Origin of the sequence: Robertkochia flava, from assembly GCF_020166515.1 — a bacterium.
In the GTDB taxonomy this organism is placed as follows: Bacteria; Bacteroidota; Bacteroidia; order Flavobacteriales; family Flavobacteriaceae; genus Robertkochia; species Robertkochia flava.
This window is the reverse complement of sequence record NZ_JAINZT010000009.1, coordinates 158,116-177,069: the sequence shown is the minus strand read 5'-3', so window position 1 is coordinate 177,069 and position 18,954 is coordinate 158,116. Positions and strand designations below refer to the sequence as shown.

The window sequence follows — 18,954 nt, the reverse complement described above, 5'->3', positions numbered from 1 at the left end:
TCCTCCTTCTTTATTTAAACAGCAATGTCAACATACAAAGAAAGAAGAACGGGAAGTAATCACTATTTTTAATAATGAAAATTTAAGTCAAAAACCGGTCAACACTATTTAGGGATGTTCAATGAATGATGAATGGTTCGTCTTTGCGAGCTCCGCGCATGCGGGGCGTGGCAATCTCCCAGGGCAGGGTGGAGGCTTTTTAGAAGGGGGATACCTTAAAAAGTTCGCTATGGTCTCCCGAAGTATCGGGATCCCCTTGCCTTCGGCAGGCAAGCTCGCGAAGACAATTTGAATCGTCTTTGCGAGCTCCGCGAATGCGGGGCGTGGCAATCTCCCCGGGCAGGGTGGATGCTTTTTAGAAGAGCGATGCCTTAAAAAGTTCGCTGTGGTCTCAAGAAGTATTGGGATCCCCTTGCCTTCGGCAGGCAAGCTCGCGAAGATAACTTGAATCGTCTTTGCGAGCTCTGCGCATGCGGGGCGTGGCAATCTCCCCGGGCAGGGTGGATGCTTTTTAGAAGAGCGATGCCTTAAAAAGTTCGCTGTGGTCTCAAGAAGTATCGGGATCCCCTTGCCTTTGGCAGGCAAGCTCGCGAAGACAACTTGAATCGTCTTTGCGAGCTCTGCGCATGCGGGGCGTGGTAATCTCCCCGGGTAGGGTGGAGGCTTTTTTAGAGAGAGCGATACCTTAAAAAGTTCGCTGTGGTCTCAAGAAGTATCGGGATCCCCTTGCCTTTGGCAGGCAAGCTCGCGAAGACAACTTGAATCGTCTTTGCGAGCTCTGCGCATGCGGGGCGTGGTCATCTCACCGGGCAGGGTGGAGGCTTTTTAGAAGAGCGATGCCTTAAAAAGATCGCTGTGGTCTCCCGAAGTATCGGGATCCCCTTGCCTTCGGCAGGCAAGCTCGCGAAGACATTTACTTTGTAACCCGTTCCTCGTCCCTCGTCCCTCGTCCCTCGTCCCTCGTCACTCATCACTCGTCCCTCTTCACTCGTCACCCCGTCACTTCACCATATACTTCTCCGGATCCTTCTCAAAACTCACCTTACAACCATCACAACAGAAATACACCTTTTCATTCCTGTATTCGATCACGTGCTTCGGGTTCTTTTTGGAAACGGGAACCCCGCAAACGGGATTGATGTAGTAGTCTTCTGCGAACTGCTCATTCGCAGGTGCTTCGGTGGCTTCCACATCCTCGCTTTCGCAGCGGGAGCCATAACCGGAATTTGCTTTACGGAAATCGGCCACCACTTCGGCCAGGATGCTTATAGCTACCTCGCTGGCGAGTTTGGCATTGATGTCAAGTCCCACCGGGCTTCGTAATTGGGAAATCCGGTCTTCCCGGATGCCGGCATCTGCCAGATAGGTCTTGATGTCTTCAGACTTTTTGGCGCTGGCTACAAAGCCTACGTACCTGGCGGGGGTTTCCATGGCCTTTTTTACAGAGAGTTCATCGTCTTCTCCCTGGGTGGTAACAATAATATAAGTATTGGCAAAGCGTTTGACCGGACCGAAATCGACATGGTCTGAAACGCTTTGAGCCGAGGGGAACATTTGTACATCGGCATCGGAGGCCATGACGGTTACTCTGAAGTCGGCGGCTGAAGCCAACTGTACCAGTTTCCGGGCGATATTGCTTTTGCCTACCACAATGAGTTCAGGCTGGGGTATTACGGGTTCTATCATAACTTCTATGGTTCCTTTACTTTGACAGGACATGACGTATTGTTTAAAAGTAGGGGTTTCCAGCGTGCCGCCTTCAGGGGAAATACGCACACGGCGGTAACGTTTGGTTTTGATCACTTCGAGGGCTTCTTTAATGACAATGCCCCGCACACAACCCCCGCCGATCCACCCGATAAGCTCTCCGGTTTCCAGGATAAGGGCTTTGTCACCCACCTTTCCGGAGCTGGGTGCAATGCGGTCTACGACCTGGGCAATGGCAAAATCGGCACCTTTGGCCAGTTGTTTTTCTATTTGTAAAGCGAGTTCGTTAAACATCCATTAATAGTTTTTCAAGTTTTAGAAGGCTGTCCAGGTTGTGAGCAGATTCGAAAGCATCCAGATGCGGCATCACATTAACGATCCCTTTTTGAATGGGCTGATAGCCCTCCATGCCCTTTAGCGGATTTAGCCAGACAAGGGTCTTGCATTTTCTTTGTATGGTGCGCACGGCTTCCTTTAATACTGTAACATTCCCGGTTTCCAGTCCGTCGCTCAGGATCACCACCACGTGCTTCTGACTTAAGAACTTACTGCCGTATACCGACAGGAACTCCTGGAGGGAATCCCCGATCTTGGTTCCACTGGACCATGAGTGCACATTTTTTCCGATCGCTTTCAGGATCTCCAGTTCATTATTCTGCCGAAGCATGGGGGTGATATGGGTGAGCTCTGTACTAAAGGTAAAGAACTCCAGGCTTTTAAAATACTTTTTTAACACCAGGATATACCGCAGCAGGTAATAGCTGTAGGTATCCATGGATCCGCTTACATCGAGGATAAAAACCACTTTTCGTTTTTCCTTTCGCTTACGTTTATGTGACAGGTCCAGCAGGAGTCCGCCTTTTGAAATGCCATGGCGAATGGTCTTACGGATATCGATACTTCCCTTATTGGCGCTCTCCAGCCTGCGCTTGAAACGCATGCTCATCTGGTGGAACAGTTCTTCCGCCAATTCTTCAAATTTTTCCTTATCGGCAACCTCCACCTTGGAAAAATCGGTCATTCGAAGTCGCAGGTTTTCGTTCGCACCCACGGTTTGTTTCGCCTCCTCCTCCTGGACCTGTTTCCTGGGTATCTTAAATTCGGTTCCTAAGAAAATAACCGTATCTACATCTTTCTCCTTCTTAAGCTGCTTGACCTTTTTCTGACGGGCTTCTAGCTGTTCCTCGTAATACCTGCTCCAGAAGCGGTCGAACATCTCGTCGAAACGGTCAAAATGTTCCTTGCGTTTGCAGTAAATAGCCTTAAGACTGTATTGAAAAAGTTTACGGTCCAGGGCATATCCCCGCCTGGCGATCTCAAAAGCCTCCCTTGTTTCCTGGGGACCAAGCATAAACTGGCGTTCCCGACAATACATGGTAAAGTCGATAAGACGTTCCTTGAATGTTTTTTCTACAGCTTGCAAGTCATGCAGGTTTTGGAAGGTTTCGTGTTCACTCGACCGGGTATAGGAATTCCTGAACCGTTTTGTTTCTTACGAATTCCACATCGTCTTTGTGTTTGAGTACACAACCTATGGTTGTTTTTACGATCTCGTCTGTTATGTTCTTCTGGTTCATCAGCAGGAGGGTCTTGGCCCAATCCAGGGATTCGGCAATGCCCGGGGGTTTGTGTAAGCTCGATTTACGCAGGTTGTGAATAAAGGTCACTACCTGAGTGGCCAGTTCCTCTTCAATGCCAGGTAATTTCTTCGCGATAATATCGATCTCTCCCGCCTTGGTAGGGAATTCTACCCATTGGTAAAGACAACGTCTCCTCAGGGCGTCACTAAGTTCCCGGGTACGGTTGGAGGTGAGAATCACCAGGGGTTTAGAGCGGGCCTGTATGGTGCCCAGTTCGGGTATGCTGATCTGGAAATCGGATAGGAGTTCCAGTAAATAAGCTTCGAATTCTTCATCGGCCCGGTCGATCTCATCAATAAGGAGGACTACCGGTTTTTCCGCACTTATGGATTGGAGCAGGGGGCGTTGTAAAACATAGTCCATCCCAAAGATCTCTTTGCCAAGGGTCTTTTTGTCCTGTTCCTGCTCGAACAATTTGATATGGAGCAATTGTTTTTGGTAATTCCACTCGTAAATGGTGGTGCTCACATCCAGTCCTTCATAGCATTGTAACCGGATCAGGTGGGTATTTAAATGCTGTGCCAGGGTATTTGCCAACACCGTTTTTCCCACCCCTGGGTTGCCTTCCAACAGGAGGGGTTTTCCCAGGTTTTTCAGGAGAAAAACGGAGGTTGCCAGGGCTTCGTTCAGGATGTAATCGAGCCTGTAAAAATCTTTGGTAATATCTTCAATTTCTTTATTCAATTCCCATAAGTTAGAAAAGCTATGCCGGGGTTGGCATAGCTTCAGGATTAATGATCATGCAAGAGCCTAGGCTGTGGCCTCGGCTTCTGCCAGTTTCTTTGAAAAGTTCGAAGCGAATTGCTTAAAGAGTTGGTTAGACACCGTAGTGATCAAGCGCGATCCGAACTGGGCAATCTTTCCGTTAATGGTGACATCCATAACAGAATCCAGTTTGACCCCTCCGTCTTCAGCATCAGAAAGGTTGATGGTCATGACCATTTCTGCATTCCCTGTTCCCTTGGAATCAACGCCATCTCCTGCAATAATGATCTTTCGGTTTTCCTTGTCAATTTCCTTGTACAGGATATCGGCATCGTACTGCACCCCCATCGGGCCAAATTTCATGCCTACCTTTCCCTTGTAGTGGTTCTCTCCCACCTTTTCTTCTACAGTTACCCCGGGTACACAGTCCATGACTTTAGACGGATCGATCAGGTGTTCCCAGACCAACTCCGTATTTTGAGGTACCTCAAAGGATTTTTCCAATTGTGTTTTCATCGTGTTTTATTTTCTCCCCCTGAGCAGGGGTGTTTTTGTTGGGTAAAGATTTTGTGTTGCTACAGGACTTCTATTGAAAGCACTGTTATAAAAGTCATCCTCACTTTAATAGCCAAAGTGAAGATGACTTCCGTCAATGTATGTTCAATCTTCCAATATCACTTCTTGTGTGCCTGGATGGCATCCCAAACCTTGGATGGCGTGATCGGAATGTCCAGGTGTTTGATTCCAAGAGGCGACAGGGCGTCAATGATCGCGTTGGCGATGGCCGGTGGTGCTCCTACCGTAGGAGATTCTGCCACTCCTTTGGCTCCAAGCGGGTGGTGTGGAGATGGGGTGATGGTATGCCCGGTCTCCCAGTGGGGTGATTCCACCGCTGTGGGCACCAGGTAATCCATGAAGGTCCCGTTGAGTACATTCCCTTCGTCGTCATACTGAATACCTTCGTACATGGCAGGGGCAATTCCCTGGGTGAGTCCGCCGTGAACCTGACCTTCCACGATCATCGGATTGATGATGTTTCCACAGTCGTCAATAGCCACAAAGCGTTTCACGTCAATGGCTCCGGTTTCCTCATCGATCTCCACTACACAGATATAGGCCCCGTTAGGGAAGGTGAGGTTTGGTGGATCGTAATAATGAGTAGCCTCAAAGCCGGGTTCCATTCCCGGAGGGATATTGGTATAGGCCGCGAAGACCACCTCCTGAATGGTTTTTGATTTCTCAGGAGCTCCCTTCACAAAGTATTTCCCTACTTCCCAATCGATGTCTTCTTCACTTACTTCCAGCAGGTAGGCCGCTATTTTCTTCCCTTTGTCCCGCAGTTTACGCGCTGCGATCGCTGCTGCAGCACCCGCCGTCGGGGTACTCCTACTGGCGTAAGTTCCCAGTCCGTAAGGAGCAGTGTCGGTATCCCCTTCTTCGATCTCTATATCCGAATACGGGATCCCTAATTCTTCTGCCAGGATCTGGGCATAGGTGGTTTCGTGCCCCTGTCCCTGTGACTTAGTCCCGAAGCGGGCCAGCGCCTTTCCTGTGGGGTGTACCCGGATCTCCGCACTGTCGAACATGGCTATCCCCAGGATGTCAAAGTCTTTTGATGGTCCGGCTCCAACCACTTCGGTGAAGGTGCTGATCCCGATCCCCATGAGTTTTCCCTGGGCGCGTTTCTCTGCCTGTTCTTTTTTGTATTTCTCATAACCCAGCATGTCCATGGCTTTCTTGAGCGTTGCCTCATAGTCGCCACTGTCATAACTCCATCCAAGTGGGGAGGAGTACGGGAACTGATCCTTTTTAATAAAGTTTTCCAGGCGCAGCTGGGCCGGGTCTTTCCCGATCTCTGCGGCGAGCTTATCCACCATACGCTCTATGGCGTGTACCGCCTCTGTTACCCGGAAGGAACAACGGTAGGCCACCCCACCCGGAGCTTTGTTGGTATATACCGCATCGAGCTCGGCAAAGGCGTGTTGGTAATCGTAAGATCCGGTACAGATCGAGAACATACCGGTAGGATATTTAGACGGGTTGGCCGAAGAATCGGTATACCCGTGGTCTGCCAGGGTAGATACTTTAAAGGCCTGGATCTTTCCGTCTTTGGTAGCCGCCAGTTCACAGTCCATATGATAGTCGCGTGCAAACCCGTTCACCAGGTTTTCTGAACGGTCTTCGATCCATTTTACCGGTTTCCCGATCAGGAAGGTGGCAGCAATGGCCACTACATAGCCCGGGTATACGGGTACCTTTCCTCCAAATCCTCCCCCGATATCGGGAGAAATGATGCGGATCTTTTCTTCAGACAGGCCCACATGACCGGCTACCAGAGCCAGTACCGTACGAATAGCGTGGGGTGCCTGGGAGGTCAGGTAGATAAGCATCTTTTCGGTATCCTTATCATATGAGGCCACCACCCCGCAGGTCTCAATGGAAGCTACATGAATTCTGGGTAAATGGATACGTTCCTTTACCACCACATCGGCCTTGGCGATAACTTCCTCGGTCTTGGCTTTGTCGCCACGTTCCCAGTGATAGATATGATTGTCTTTCTGTCCTTCCTTGTCAGGTCGTAACAGGGGAGCATCTTTATCCAGGGCTTTATAGGGGTCTACGATGGCATCCATGGGCTCGTAGTCCACTTCCACAGCCTCTGCTCCGTCTGCTGCGATGTACCGGTCTGTGGCAATTACAGCGCAAACTTCCTGAGATTGGTGCATGACCGTATCGGTGGGAAGCACCATTTGGGTGTCTGAAAGCAGGGTAGGCATCCAGTGCAGATTGTATTGTGCCAGGTCTTCTCCGGTGATCACTGCCAATACTCCGTCAATGGCCAGTGCCTTTTCCTTGTTGATATTTTTGATCCTGGCATAGGCATACGGACTGCGTACCATGACCATATGGAGCATTCCCGGTAGCTTCACGTCATCGGTATATTTACCCTTCCCGTGTAAAAACCGGGCATCTTCTTTTCGCTTAACAGAGTGGCCCATTCCGCCTACCTCTGGTGATGTTTTACATTTAAACATAATTTCTTTTTTATGAGGTTAGACAGTGGTTTCTTTCTTCTGCATTTCTTCTGCAGCCTGCTGTATGGCTTTTACAATATTGTTGTAGCCGGTGCACCTGCAAAGGTTGCCCGAGATCCCCCAGCGAATCTCTTCCTCTGTTGGGTTGGGGTTGTTGTTCAGAAGGTCGATGGACCTCATGATCATCCCGGGAGTGCAGAAACCGCAGTGCAAACCGTGCTGGTCGTGGAATCCTTGTTGCAGGGGATGGTTGGTGCCTTCTGCGGCTACCCCTTCTATGGTGGTGATCTCAGCCCCGTCTGCCCTTACGGCCAGATAGGTGCAGGATTTGATCGATTTTCCGTCCAGTAAAATAGTGCAGGCCCCGCAGTTGGAGGTGTCGCAGCCAATATGGGTGCCGGTAAGGCTCAGGTTTTCACGGATGAAATGGACAAGGAGCAGACGGGAGTCTACCTCGGCCGTAACAGGCTGTCCGTTTATAGTCATTGATATCGTATGCTTAGCCATAATTCTTTATTTTCTTGCTCTTTCCAGGGCTTTGTTCAACATTCTTTTGGTAATGGTATTAACGATGGCGCGTTTATACGCTTCCGAACCTCGCAGATCGGAATCCGGCTCACAGTCTTCACTGGCAATTAACCCCACCTGTGCAATAAGTTCATCGGTGATCTTCTTGCCGCGCAATACTTCCTCGCCTCGCTCGAGTCGCATGGGCATCGGACTGAGATTGGTGAGTCCGATTCCTACTTCCCGGCAAACGCCGTCATCATCCAGTTCCAGATGTACCGCTACCCCGGCAGTGGCATAATCTCCCACCTTTCGTTCTACCTTGTGGTAAGCTCCTCCGCTGTTTTTCTTTGCTTTAGGTATCTGTATCTCTGTAAGGATATCCCCGGGTTCCAGGGCGGTCATATAAAAGCCGTGGAAGAATTCATCGATCGGAATCGATTTTTCGCCATCCGCCCCTTGTGCGATAATGGTTGCCCGCATGGCGATCATTAATGCGGGTTGATCGTTGGCCGCATCCCCGTGAGCAATATTGCCACCAATGGTACCGCAGTTACGTACCGAAGGATCGGCAGTGAGCCAGATCGCATCTCCGAATATGGGATATTTGCTTTTCAGCAACTCGTTGTGCTCCATTTCCGATTGGGTGGTGAGTCCTCCGATCTTCAGCAGATCACCTTCTTCCTTAATATAGGACAGGCCTTCGAGCTTGCTGATGTCGATAATGTGTTCCGGGGTGGCAAAGCGAAGCTTCATCATGGGTAGCAAACTTTGTCCGCCAGACATGTATTTCGCTTCCTCGCCTAATTCCTGAGACAAAGCAATAGCCTGTTGCAGGGATGTTGCTTTGTGATAATTGAATTTAGCAGGGATCATAGAGGTTTATAAATTAATGTGAATAAGAAAATTTTATAACGAATTGATCTCTAAGTTATTAAGAAAAATACCAATCATTTAATTTTTTCTATAAAAAAATCATAATTCCTTATTGATTTTAACTATAGATTATTAATCTGATAAATTCAGAGATTACTTATTTTTCGCGCCAGCGCCGCATCAGGGTTGTTTTCCTGCTGTTTTTTGGCAGTACAGTGCTGGTTTATCCCGGGGTTTTAGACAGGCCTGATGCCATGAAACTCAAAGAAAAATCGGGGATATCCCCGCCAACGCCAGACCCGGAGACCTGTGATCCGGTATTTTTTTCAATAATATTCAATACCTTTCTGATATGGAATCTCGGTACGCTCAGATATACCTCGACTATAACGCCACCACTCCCTGCGATTCTAGGGTAGCAGAGTCGATGTGGCCTTATTTTACCGAGCATTTCGGCAATGCCTCCAGCAGTCATCATCCTTACGGTTGGCTGGCGAAAGACGCCCTTGAAGAGGCTACAGGTGTCATAGCGGCGGCACTGGGAGTACAAGCAAGGGAATTGGTGTTTACTTCCGGGTCTACCGAAAGCATTAACAGCGTTCTTAAAGGTGTTTTCCGAAAATCCGGTGCTGAACGCAATCACATCATTACCTCTAAGGCCGAGCATAAGGCGGTGCTTGATGTTTGTGCATACCTGGAAACCCAGGGCGCGAAGGTGACCTACCTCGATGTGACCCCAAAAGGGTTGATTGATATGGAGCAGTTGGAGCAGACCATCTCAGAAAATACCCTGATCGTAGCTGTGATGCTGGCTAATAATGAAACGGGAGTGATCCAGGAATTGGATCAGATCGCAGCCCTATGTAAAACCTGCGGTAGTTTGTTGTTTTCTGATGCCACCCAGGCCCTGGGAAAGATCGGGTTGGGAAACTTTTTTGACCTTGTTGATTTTGCATGTTTCTCCGGACACAAGCTTTATGGTCCCAAAGGCATTGGGCTTACCTATATCAGTGAAGAACGGAAAGACGTATTGGATCCTTTTATTCATGGAGGCGGTCAGCAAAGCGGATGGAGGGGTGGAACCTATAATACCCCGGCCATAGTGGGCCTGGCCAAAGCAGTAAGGTTGGCTGTGGATCAACAGGTAGAAGAGGGAAAACGTTTAGGGGAATTGAGAGATCAACTGGAGCATGGCCTCCTGGGTATAGAGGAAACTGTGATCAATGGCAGCCATGTAAACCGCTTGCCCAATACGCTGAATATATCTTTTAAATATGTGGACGGGGAGGCGCTGCTCCGGGCACTGAGTACTCACATGGCAGTGTCTAATGGTTCTGCCTGTAATTCCGCCAGCGTTAATCCTTCTCATGTCTTAAAAGCAATGGGCCTTGCGACAGATCTGGCATTTTCCAGTCTTCGGTTTAGCCTGGGGCGCTATACCACCCCTCAGGATGTAGAAAAGGTGATCGATCTGGTTATCCGGGAAGTATCCGGCCAGCGCGCTTCAAATATTCTTTGGGAGCGACGTTCCCGTTAAATTAGTAGCGTTCGTGTATAGGGTCTTCCTTTTTTCTTAACATCCCCCCTTTTTTATTGGAAAAAACAGCCAGGATCTCCGCGAAGATACTCGCAGCGATCTCTTCCGGAGTATTGGCACCGATCTCCAGTCCGCAAGGAGCATAAATGCGATCCAGTTGTTCCGGGGTCAAAGGATTTCCAAAAGATTCGAATTCATCCTTCATCTTTTCGAACCTCTTTTTTGGGCCCAGGCTTGCAATATAGGGGGCCGGGGAATTCAGGCAATGCTTAAGGTTTTTCAGGTCGGTCTTATAATCGTGCGCCATCAGAACAACGGCGGTACGTGAGTCAATTTTCGGGTGGGTCTCCTCGTATTTACTGTAGAGGTGTTGCACGAACCCGAGCCGTTCCTTTTTCAGTTTTTGAAGATTTCCAACCAGGCTCACCTCCCAGTCCATTACCTGTGCCAGGTCGATCATCGGGTATACGTCGTAATTGTCTCCGTAGATGGCCAGATGGAACCGGGGAGGGATGAGTTCGATAAAAACACTCAGCTCCAGCCCTTCCAGGGTGTAGTGGTAAATCCTTGATTTATTGCTGTTCAGTACCGAAGCGATATCGTTGTGAAGTAATTTTTCCAGTTCGGCATGACCGCAGTTGTCCAGGGTTTGGGTTTCTGTATCGTAGTAAAACGTTTGCCCCAGGGAAAGATGGCTCTCCTTGTTATTGATAGCGGTTACCGTAGCCAGGACATGTGATTTTCTCGAGTTGATGCACCGCTCCAGGAAGTTCAGGGTATTGCCTTCCGGGGTAATGGGGGAGATAAGGACGTCTATGACCCCGTTACAGCCCAGTCCGACTCCGATCTGGTTCTCGTCATCTTTTGAGGTGTCGTAGGTAACAATGGAAGGTTCTTTTTTAAGAATGGCGATCTGGGATCGTTTAAGGGCATCCCCTTCCAGGCACCCCCCGCTGATGCCGCCCTCGAAAACTCCGGATTGGAAAACCAGCATGCGGGCCCCCTCTCTTCGATAGGAAGATTCCTCCACACGTACCACCTGTGCAATGGCACATTTTTGGGAGGTGGATTTAAAATCGTTGTACAATTTTAAGATCGCCTTTATTTCTTTCATGGTGCTCAGGGATTTAAATCCGGGAATCGATATTATTTATAATCCGTTTCCGATAATTCATTATAAATGTTTTATCTTCAACTTATTAAGATTTTCATTGTAAAATTAGAAAAATAATCCTGAAAGTATACGTGTAATGGGAGTGAAGGACGGATTTAACAGAACGATCGATTATGTGCGTATCGGGGTCACCGACCGTTGTAACCTCAGGTGCTTTTACTGCATGCCGGAACATGGCATACCTTATGAGCCCAGGGCCGAATTATTGAGTTACGAAGAGATCGTTCGTTTGTTGGATGTTCTGGGTAGACTGGGCTTTACAAAAGTGAGGTTCACCGGCGGAGAACCCTTTTTGAGAAAAGATTTTATTACCCTGCTGGAAAAATCCCATGCCCTCTCCTACTACAGGGACATTCGTATCACGACCAACGGTACCCTGATGGTGAAGCATATTGAGAAACTCAGGGAGCTGGGTATTCAAACCATAAACCTGAGCCTGGACACGCTGGACCCGGAACGGTTCAAACAGATTACCCGCCGCGATGATTTCAATAAGGTGATGGAAGCCTTTCATACCTTGCTGGAGAATGGGTTTTACCTGAAGATCAATGCGGTTGTGATGAATGGCATCAATACCGGGGATATTCTTCCCCTGGTAGCCCTGGCAGAACAACACCCGGTGAGCATTAGGTTTATTGAAGAAATGCCATTTAACGGGGGGTATAAGAAAAATGAAGCGGTTTTTAAGGCGGGAGATATCTTAAACACGATCAGACAAACCTACCCTGGTATCAGGGAAAAAACAGGGAAGCACGGAGACACTTCCACCAATTACGCCATTGACGGATTTCAGGGAGATGTGGGCATCATCCCGGCGTTTTCGAGAACCTTTTGTAATACCTGTAATCGCTTACGCATCACTCCAAAAGGAGAGATCAAGACCTGTTTGTATGATGGAGGGGTTTTTAGTATCAGGGATTTTATGCGTTCAGGAGTATCCGACCAGGATCTGGCGGAAAAATTTAAAGAACTGATCAGGCTGAAACCAAAGGATGGTTTTGAAGCGGAGCAGGGAAAACAGCAATCTACGGTTCGTAAAGAGAGTATGAGTACCATAGGCGGTTAAGATGAGTAAAACGTTCATAACATACCGGGAAGCATTGGATATACTGGAAGCGCATAAGGCCTCATTTCCTGAGGTTCCGCTTGCTCTTGACGATTGCGGGGGGCAGTTTCTGGCCGAGGATCTGATTGCAGACCGCGACTTTCCGCCCTATCACCGGGTTACTATGGATGGTATTGCGATCCGACACCGAACCTTTGAGAACGGTATCGATACCTTTTCTATACAGGATGTGGCTCCTGCCGGTGCCCCTCAAAAAACACTGAACGATGTAAACGCCTGTATCGAGGTGATGACCGGGGCGATACTCCCGAAAAGCACTGATACGGTAATCCGGTATGAAGATCTGGAAATTCAGGATGGCCGGGCCCGTATTATGGTGGATGCTGTCACCAAAAGACAAAACATACATTTCAAAGGCATAGATATTACAGCAGATACCATTATTAAAAAAGCCGGTGGCCGCATCTCCAGTGCCGAGATCAACGTGGCGGCGGCTGTGGGTAAGGATAAGCTCCTGGTGCGTAAAATGCCCAGGGTGGTTATTGTATCCTCCGGGGATGAACTGGTGGATGTGCATGAAAAACCCCTGGCGCAGCAGATCAGGCGGTCCAATGTCTATGGGATTAAAAATACACTAAGGGAGTGGGGGATCACAGCAGAGTTAAGACACCTTCCTGATGATAAGCCTGAGATGGAAGAGATTCTGTCAGGATTACTGGAGGATTTTGATATGCTGGTGATCACCGGCGGTGTTTCCAAAGGAAAGTTTGATTTTTTACCCGATGTTTTGGATACCCTGGGGGTGGAGAAGCATTTCCATAAGATACAGCAGCGCCCCGGAAAACCCTTCTGGTTCGGTACCAAAGGGCAAGACACCCATATTTTTGCCTTGCCGGGTAATCCGGTGTCGGCTTTTGTGTGCTTGTATGTCTATATACGTTTCTGGCTTCAGAAATCCCTGGAGGTAGAAGATCAACCGATTTATGCCAGGCTTGCGGAAGATGTGGTCTTTCAGCCTGATCTGATCTTTTTTACAGAGGCTAAACTGCACGCTGAACCGGATGGCAGCCTGGTGGCATCCCCGGTATTTGGAAACGGTTCAGGAGACTTTGTCAATCTGGTCTATACAGACGGATTCTTAGTGCTGCCCCAGGATAAAAACGTGTTTAAAAAGGGGGAAGTTTACCCATTTATACCCTACAGAATGAAATTATAAGGTCATGAAAGCCGAAAAGACATCTTGTTGTAATGCAGAAAAGGTGGTGGCGGTTAAGAAGGCGCCTTCCTTTAAAAGCGGGTTCATGTCTTTTTTGTCTACGGCCCTGATCATTATTATACCTAAATGTCCGTTTTGTATTGCCGCCTATGCGGGATCGCTCCTGTTGTTCTTCGATATCGAGATCATGGCCTTGCAGCCCGTTGTCGATCATGGAAAGCCGGTGCTGGGTTTGATCATTATTTGCCTGATCGCTTTTAACTATAATGTAAAAAAGTCGAAGGTGGCCCTGGGTATTGCCATTACGGCATTCGCCATTCTGCTGCTGGCTACCTATGCCAATATTCATTTACTCCCTGAATGGCTCATCTACCTGGCCTTTTTCTTTGCCGCCTGGTACAATGGGAATTTCAAGTATTTCTATAGTTTTTTGAAGTCGGGGAAACAGGGAAACAGGGAAGCAGTGAGGCCGGTAGACCGGTAAGTTGATATACCGGTAATTAAGGAGATGAGCAGCATAATTAATTTGGCATGACCTCCAACTCCAACTCAACCTCATTACTTCAAAAAAAACCGGGCCTGAGCCCGGTTTTTTTATTCTGCGCTATACCAGATAGGAGAGGAGTACACCCGCTCCTGTATGGTTGCCGGGTGACCTGTTTCCTTAACATCAATACCCAGTTCCAGGGCTCCCAGCAGGGAATACCTGGGGGTAGGGATCTCCAAAGCCCTAACGTAATAGAATGCATTTTGCGTGGCATCGAATTCAGGGTCGGTCCATACCACAGAGAGTTCGGGGGCGCCAATGGAATTGGTGTATTTTCCGGTGGTCAGGTCGACCGTATTGCCCACCTTTTGGCTGCCGTCGGTGCGATCTCCGGAGAGGGCTACATCAAAAACCTTTTCCTGTGATTTCCCATTGGCATCAAGCCATCCTTTAATGATCTGTATTCTGTCGAGGTTGGCTCCGTCCGGATCCTTCATAACTGCTACCATAAAGGTAGGGGCTTTTCCATCGGTGTTTTTAAGGTCGCCTCCCATGGGTACGCCTTTGTTATACCCTGTTTGCACCATGTTGTCGCCTGCCAGGTCGTTATCGGTATAATCAAATCCGCCGAAGAATCTCAGGGTAATGCGCGGCCCGGTGGTGGCATAGACTTCTTTTCTTTTGAAAGCGTCAACCAGGGCCTGCCGGGTATTTGATTCGGCCCAGACACCTACCCATCCGGCTGCCCCCATATCCCAGCCTTTGGATGATCCTATTCCGGTAGGATGCGGACGTTTTTCATTCGTGGCATCATGCTGTCCTTTCCCTGCAAAATTGGTTTCTTCGATAGCCGACATTCCGGTGTGGGAATCACTGCTTCCGATCATACCCATTTTATAAGGGTTCGTACCAAGTTTAGCTTCCATTTCGAGTCCTCTCATCAGGCCGGTTCTCACATAATCTGCAAGGGTAGGTGGTGGTCGGGTCCCGTCAGGTGTAAGGGCAAAATCATAGGTTTCATAATCGGCGAATTCGTCGTTAGGAGACAAGGCCGGGTGTGTTTCGGAGTCTCCCTTGATCTGGGTGACCTCCACGGCGGGCTCCCATTGCATACGTTTTTTCGCATAGGCCTCATCCACGGGTTCCCCGTTTAGGCGTACTTCCGGAAACATTAGCCCGATACTGATATTGGGATTGTGGGGAATGGCCACAAAATCGGCGCCTGTCCTTGCGCTCGTTTCGTCAAGCCAGGTCCACAGATCCTCCGGATTGTCGCTGTCAAGGGCGCTGTACGGGATAAATTTTTTGGCTGTTTCTCCTCCCTGTGGCATAAAAACGACCCGGTGTAAATTTGCGCCGCTATTGTTGGAGCTCCATTCCCATCCGATTAGAGTAGTGAACTTACCGGGGTCATTGAATTTTTCTGCATCCGCAATATTTCGTTTCCATGCTTCAGCAACCTTCTCGCCTCCGAAATCCTCAACGAGGTCCTTAGCTGTTAAATTAGCTTCATTAGGTTGGTCAAAAGCCGCGAAATTCAGGATGTCGTAGATTTTTTGCATCCCTTCATCATCTGCATCCGGGGATATTTCCAAAAAGGCTTTTCCTGTTTTGGTGTCTGTGATTCCCGGAGTATTCTGATACATCAGAGCCACAGAACCCAATAACTCTGCATGATCGGCAATGACAATAAAATCCAGAGGTTTTGTCAGCTTCCAGGGTTTACCGGTAGTGGGACTGGTGACCTCCTCACCCCGGGCGAACCGGTATGCGATCTCCGGAGTGGAATTGGGAGTTCCGAACAGGTACACATCGAAGGAATTCCCCGTATGCTGGTGCGTATCGCCCCAGTAAACCTCCTTAAGGGGATTTTGTGGGATCTCAGGAGTTGGCTCCTCAGCAGTCTTTTCGGCACCTGAAGATACAGTATTCTTATTATCGGTTTTGCAGGAAATAAAAAGGATCAGGGCAAAGAGGAGGGTTATGATCCGAAACATAATGAATTGTTTTATTATGAATGCATCTAAGATACTGATTATTAATGTCTTGTAGGGAAAATCAAGTGTTTTTGGAGAAGGAGAAGGGAATTCTAGGTATTTCTATAAGTTTTTTGACGTAGGGGGGAGTCGGGGAGACAGGGAGACAGGGAGACAGGGAAGCCGGTAAACAGGGAAACAGGGAAACAGGGAAGCAGGGAAGCAGTGAGGCCGGTAGACCGGTAAGTCGGTATACCGGTAATTAAGGAAATGAGCAGTATAATTAATTTGGCAAAACCTCCAACTCCAACTCAACCTCATTACTTCAAAAAAAAACCGGGCCTGAGCCCGGTTCTTTGATCAGTCTGATACGGCCGATTTGAGTAATGCATTGAAATCGTCTAATTGTACCGAAAAGCTTTCCTGGCTGGGAGGGAATTCCTTAAAAGTTTCCAGGAAGGCCGACATATGACCGCCGATCTGTCCCAGTACCCAACTTCTGTTTTCCGCCCATTCGTCATAGCCCCTGGCTTCGTGGAACCGCTCAAAAGGATCTAATTTCAAATTCGTTACAATGGGGGTGGATAATACGGGTTGGGGCGATCTGAACCACCTTTTCTGATCTCTGAACAATACCTTCCAATCGCCATACCGCATCCCGTGAAGGGTGGTTTCCGTAAAATAAAAGAACTCCTTGCGATTGCTTTTACCATTGTTTAACAACAGATCGCTTTGGTCGTACCCGTCCAGGTGTACCTTGAAGCTTTTACCTGCTGCCTTATGGCCGGTAAGCAGGTCTTCCTTGATATTCACATCCCCAACCCAGGACATCAGGGTGGGAACCCAGTCTTCCATGGTCATGAATTCTCCGGTTACGGTGCCAGCAGGAATATGGCCATCCCACTTTACCAGCATGGGAACCCGGAAGCCGCCTTCCCAGCCACCAACACCTTTCTGTCCGTGAAAGGGGTGGTTACCGCCATCGGGCCAGCTGTTCGAGGCAGCCCCATTATCGGTCGAGAACATGACGATGGTATTTTCGTCAACTCCAAGTTCTTCCAGGAGGTCCAATAGTTCACCTACATCGTCATCCAGCTCCATCATTCCATCGGCGTAGAGTCCGTAGCCGCTCTTCCCCTGGTATTCGTCGTTGAGGTTGGTTCGGTAATGCATTCGGGTGGTATTATGCCAAACGAAAAATGGTTTGTCATCGGCAACGGCCTCCCTGATGAATTCTTTAGAATGCTCAAGGACATCCTGGTCGAGGTTACGCTGCACCTCTGTGCCCCAGGGGCCAAGGTCCTTAACTTCCTGCTTTCCGTTAGCCAGCGCTTTGGAATGAATAATACCACGTTCTTTGAGATTCAATCTTTCCTGTACTTCTTCGTCTTTAGGGAAATCGTACTGCTCGGGATACTCTCCGGCATTCAGGTGATAAAGGATCCCGTAGAATTCATCAAAGCCGTGAGCGGTGGGCAGGTGTTCATCCCGGTCTCCAAGGTGATTTTTTCCAAACTGCCCTGTGGCATATCCGTAGGGTTTAAGAAGCTCGGCCAGGGTGGGGTCGCTGGCCTGCAATCCCTGCGGTGCACCCGGGAGCCCTACCGTACTTAGTCCGGTACGCATGGGATACTGTCCGGTAATAAACGCTGCCCGGCCTGCGGTACAGGAAGCATGTGCATAGTGGTCCATAAAGATCATGCCCTCTTTTCCGATACGGTCGATGTTTGGAGTTTCTCCCCCCATCATCCCACGGTGGTAGGCGCTGATGTTCCACATGCCGATATCATCTCCCCAGATGATAAGGATGTTGGGTTTGTCCTGTGCCAACAAGGAAAGACTCCAAAGTAATGTCAATACAGAAATAAAACCCAGAGTCGTTACTTTCTTTTTCATAATGAATTCGTTTTAAGGGTTGAAATATCATAACTCAGAAGAGAAAGCATGAGATAATAGGATCTGGATTATAAATATATGAAAATCAATCATTTCTGTAAAAAAACACTTTCGGTAAAGGATTTTGGTAAGACCGATATGCCGGAATGAATCTTCGTGCATCGTATTTGGAATCTTCTTCATTCCGGGATCCCAATATCAAACCCGGGGTGATCGATATGCTGTGAATTAAAACGCTGATTTCAAGCGAATTGAATGGATTTGATCTGTTAAAATTGACCTGTGACTAAAAATTACATTCCTTAAAATACCTATCTTTAACTTCGTAAAAATGCTGAATTACTACATTTATAAAAATCAGGAAGATGCCGAATGGGTGACATTCGTGCATGGTGCAGGGGGCAGTTCGAGTATCTGGTTCAGGCAAATTCGCTCTTTTAAAGAGCACTACAATGTTTTGGTATTGGATCTGAGGGGGCACGGCAGGAGCAAGCCTAAACTCAGCGATGCCCTGAAGAGCAATTATACCTTTCACGCCATAACCAAGGATATTATTGAGGTGCTGGATCATCTGAAGATCGAAAGATCTCATTTTGTGGGGATCTCATTGGGTACCATTTTGATTCGTAATCTTGCTGAAATTCACCCGGAACGGGTGCAAAGCATGATCATGGGAGGAGCCATTCTAAAACTCAATTTCAGATCCCAGCTTCTGATGCGGTTTGGGGTGGTGTTCAAATCGGTGATCCCATATATGTATCTCTACAAGCTCTTTGCCTTCATTATCATGCCGAGAAAATCGCATAGAGAATCCAGGATCCTCTTTGTGAATGAGGCCAAGAAACTGTACCAGAAAGAATTTATGCGTTGGTTCAAGCTGGCTTCAGAGATCAATCCGCTACTTCGGTTCTTCAGGCTTAATGATATTGCGATTCCCACCATGTACATCATGGGCGATCAGGATCATTTGTTCCTCCCGAATGTCAGGAAGGTGGTGCAGCAACACCGGTTAGCTTCCTTGCTGATTATTCCTGATTGCGGCCATGTGGTCAATGTGCAGAAACCGCATTTATTCAACGAGGAAAGTTTGTCCTTTCTCAGGGGCTTAAAGGGATAAGGTGCTTCTTTCCGG

The 18,954-nt window shown here is 48.3% G+C and carries 15 protein-coding genes; 5 read left to right on the top strand and 10 right to left on the bottom strand.

Annotated elements, in window-relative coordinates; translation table 11 throughout:
* Nucleotides 1-999 precede the first annotated feature (999 nt).
* From K7R11_RS14870 to K7R11_RS14840, 7 genes are all read right to left on the bottom strand, one after another.
* Nucleotides 1,000-2,001 (bottom strand): XdhC family protein, encoded by a 1,002-nt coding sequence (locus tag K7R11_RS14870; protein ID WP_224491630.1) that lies wholly within the window; start codon nucleotides 1,999-2,001, stop codon nucleotides 1,000-1,002.
* Entirely contained in the window at nucleotides 1,994-3,130 is a 1,137-nt protein-coding gene (locus tag K7R11_RS14865) for a vWA domain-containing protein (protein ID WP_224491629.1), read from the bottom strand. Before K7R11_RS14865 ends, K7R11_RS14870 begins: the two co-directional genes overlap by 8 nt.
* 28 nt (nucleotides 3,131-3,158) lie before the next feature.
* On the bottom strand, nucleotides 3,159-4,031 hold the full coding sequence (locus K7R11_RS14860; protein WP_224491628.1) for an AAA family ATPase: 873 nt from the start codon (nucleotides 4,029-4,031) through the stop codon (nucleotides 3,159-3,161).
* A 66-nt stretch (nucleotides 4,032-4,097) separates the two neighbouring features.
* Complete coding sequence (locus K7R11_RS14855; RefSeq protein ID WP_224491627.1) at nucleotides 4,098-4,568, bottom strand: SRPBCC family protein; 471 nt, start codon at nucleotides 4,566-4,568, stop codon at nucleotides 4,098-4,100.
* A 158-nt stretch (nucleotides 4,569-4,726) separates the two neighbouring features.
* Nucleotides 4,727-7,087: an aerobic carbon-monoxide dehydrogenase large subunit gene (locus K7R11_RS14850; protein WP_224491626.1), complete on the bottom strand. Its 2,361-nt coding sequence runs from the start codon at nucleotides 7,085-7,087 to the stop codon at nucleotides 4,727-4,729.
* 18 nt (nucleotides 7,088-7,105) lie between these two features.
* Nucleotides 7,106-7,594, bottom strand: a complete 489-nt coding sequence (locus tag K7R11_RS14845; RefSeq protein WP_224491625.1) for a (2Fe-2S)-binding protein — start codon at nucleotides 7,592-7,594, stop codon at nucleotides 7,106-7,108.
* Nucleotides 7,595-7,600: 6 nt separating this feature from the next.
* Nucleotides 7,601-8,470, bottom strand: coding sequence for an FAD binding domain-containing protein (locus tag K7R11_RS14840; RefSeq protein WP_224491624.1), 870 nt, complete (start codon nucleotides 8,468-8,470; stop codon nucleotides 7,601-7,603).
* Between the two features lie 352 nt (nucleotides 8,471-8,822).
* Between K7R11_RS14840 and K7R11_RS14835 the strand changes: the two genes are divergently transcribed.
* Nucleotides 8,823-10,007: a cysteine desulfurase family protein gene (locus K7R11_RS14835; RefSeq protein ID WP_224491623.1), complete on the top strand. Its 1,185-nt coding sequence runs from the start codon at nucleotides 8,823-8,825 to the stop codon at nucleotides 10,005-10,007.
* Between the two features lies 1 nt (nucleotide 10,008).
* Here the strand turns inward: K7R11_RS14835 and K7R11_RS14830 are convergent, their stop codons facing one another.
* The gene (locus K7R11_RS14830) at nucleotides 10,009-11,121 is read right to left on the bottom strand and encodes an XdhC family protein (RefSeq protein WP_224491622.1); all 1,113 of its coding nucleotides are present in this window, start codon (nucleotides 11,119-11,121) and stop codon (nucleotides 10,009-10,011) included.
* 136 nt (nucleotides 11,122-11,257) lie between these two features.
* Between K7R11_RS14830 and moaA the strand changes: the two genes are divergently transcribed.
* From moaA to K7R11_RS14815, 3 genes are read left to right on the top strand one after another with little or no spacing between them, the layout of a single operon-like run.
* Nucleotides 11,258-12,247, top strand: coding sequence for a GTP 3',8-cyclase MoaA (gene moaA, locus K7R11_RS14825; protein WP_224491621.1), 990 nt, complete (start codon nucleotides 11,258-11,260; stop codon nucleotides 12,245-12,247).
* Between the two features lies 1 nt (nucleotide 12,248).
* Nucleotides 12,249-13,463, top strand: coding sequence for a molybdopterin molybdotransferase MoeA (locus K7R11_RS14820; RefSeq protein WP_224491620.1), 1,215 nt, complete (start codon nucleotides 12,249-12,251; stop codon nucleotides 13,461-13,463).
* 4 nt (nucleotides 13,464-13,467) lie between these two features.
* A complete protein-coding gene (locus K7R11_RS14815; RefSeq protein WP_224491619.1) occupies nucleotides 13,468-13,947 on the top strand; it encodes a hypothetical protein in 480 nt (159 codons plus the stop codon).
* A gap of 110 nt (nucleotides 13,948-14,057) precedes the next feature.
* Here the strand turns inward: K7R11_RS14815 and K7R11_RS14810 are convergent, their stop codons facing one another.
* Complete coding sequence (locus tag K7R11_RS14810) at nucleotides 14,058-15,947, bottom strand: DUF3604 domain-containing protein (protein ID WP_224491618.1); 1,890 nt, start codon at nucleotides 15,945-15,947, stop codon at nucleotides 14,058-14,060.
* 339 nt (nucleotides 15,948-16,286) lie between these two features.
* Entirely contained in the window at nucleotides 16,287-17,822 is a 1,536-nt protein-coding gene (locus K7R11_RS14805; RefSeq protein ID WP_224491617.1) for an arylsulfatase, read from the bottom strand.
* A 331-nt stretch (nucleotides 17,823-18,153) separates the two neighbouring features.
* Here K7R11_RS14805 and K7R11_RS14800 point away from each other — a divergent pair, with 331 nt between their 5' ends.
* Nucleotides 18,154-18,939 carry an alpha/beta fold hydrolase gene (locus K7R11_RS14800; RefSeq protein WP_224491616.1) on the top strand — a complete coding sequence of 262 codons (786 nt, stop codon included), beginning with the start codon at nucleotides 18,154-18,156 and terminating at the stop codon, nucleotides 18,937-18,939.
* The last annotated feature ends 15 nt before the right edge of the window (nucleotides 18,940-18,954 follow it).

Excerpts from the sequence above, each read along its gene's own strand:
- K7R11_RS14815 (WP_224491619.1), top strand. The coding sequence starts at position 13,468 with ATGAAAGCCGAAAAGACATCTTGTTGTAATGCAGAAAAGGTGGTGGCG.
- K7R11_RS14845 (WP_224491625.1), bottom strand. The coding sequence starts at position 7,594 with ATGGCTAAGCATACGATATCAATGACTATAAACGGACAGCCTGTTACG.
- K7R11_RS14850 (WP_224491626.1), bottom strand. The coding sequence starts at position 7,087 with ATGTTTAAATGTAAAACATCACCAGAGGTAGGCGGAATGGGCCACTCT.
- K7R11_RS14810 (WP_224491618.1), bottom strand. The coding sequence starts at position 15,947 with ATGTTTCGGATCATAACCCTCCTCTTTGCCCTGATCCTTTTTATTTCC.
- moaA (WP_224491621.1), top strand. The coding sequence starts at position 11,258 with ATGGGAGTGAAGGACGGATTTAACAGAACGATCGATTATGTGCGTATC.
- K7R11_RS14855 (WP_224491627.1), bottom strand. The coding sequence starts at position 4,568 with ATGAAAACACAATTGGAAAAATCCTTTGAGGTACCTCAAAATACGGAG.
- K7R11_RS14820 (WP_224491620.1), top strand. The coding sequence starts at position 12,249 with ATGAGTAAAACGTTCATAACATACCGGGAAGCATTGGATATACTGGAA.
- K7R11_RS14800 (WP_224491616.1), top strand. The coding sequence starts at position 18,154 with ATGCTGAATTACTACATTTATAAAAATCAGGAAGATGCCGAATGGGTG.
- K7R11_RS14830 (WP_224491622.1), bottom strand. The coding sequence starts at position 11,121 with ATGAAAGAAATAAAGGCGATCTTAAAATTGTACAACGATTTTAAATCC.
- K7R11_RS14870 (WP_224491630.1), bottom strand. The coding sequence starts at position 2,001 with ATGTTTAACGAACTCGCTTTACAAATAGAAAAACAACTGGCCAAAGGT.
- K7R11_RS14805 (WP_224491617.1), bottom strand. The coding sequence starts at position 17,822 with ATGAAAAAGAAAGTAACGACTCTGGGTTTTATTTCTGTATTGACATTA.
- K7R11_RS14835 (WP_224491623.1), top strand. The coding sequence starts at position 8,823 with ATGGAATCTCGGTACGCTCAGATATACCTCGACTATAACGCCACCACT.
- K7R11_RS14840 (WP_224491624.1), bottom strand. The coding sequence starts at position 8,470 with ATGATCCCTGCTAAATTCAATTATCACAAAGCAACATCCCTGCAACAG.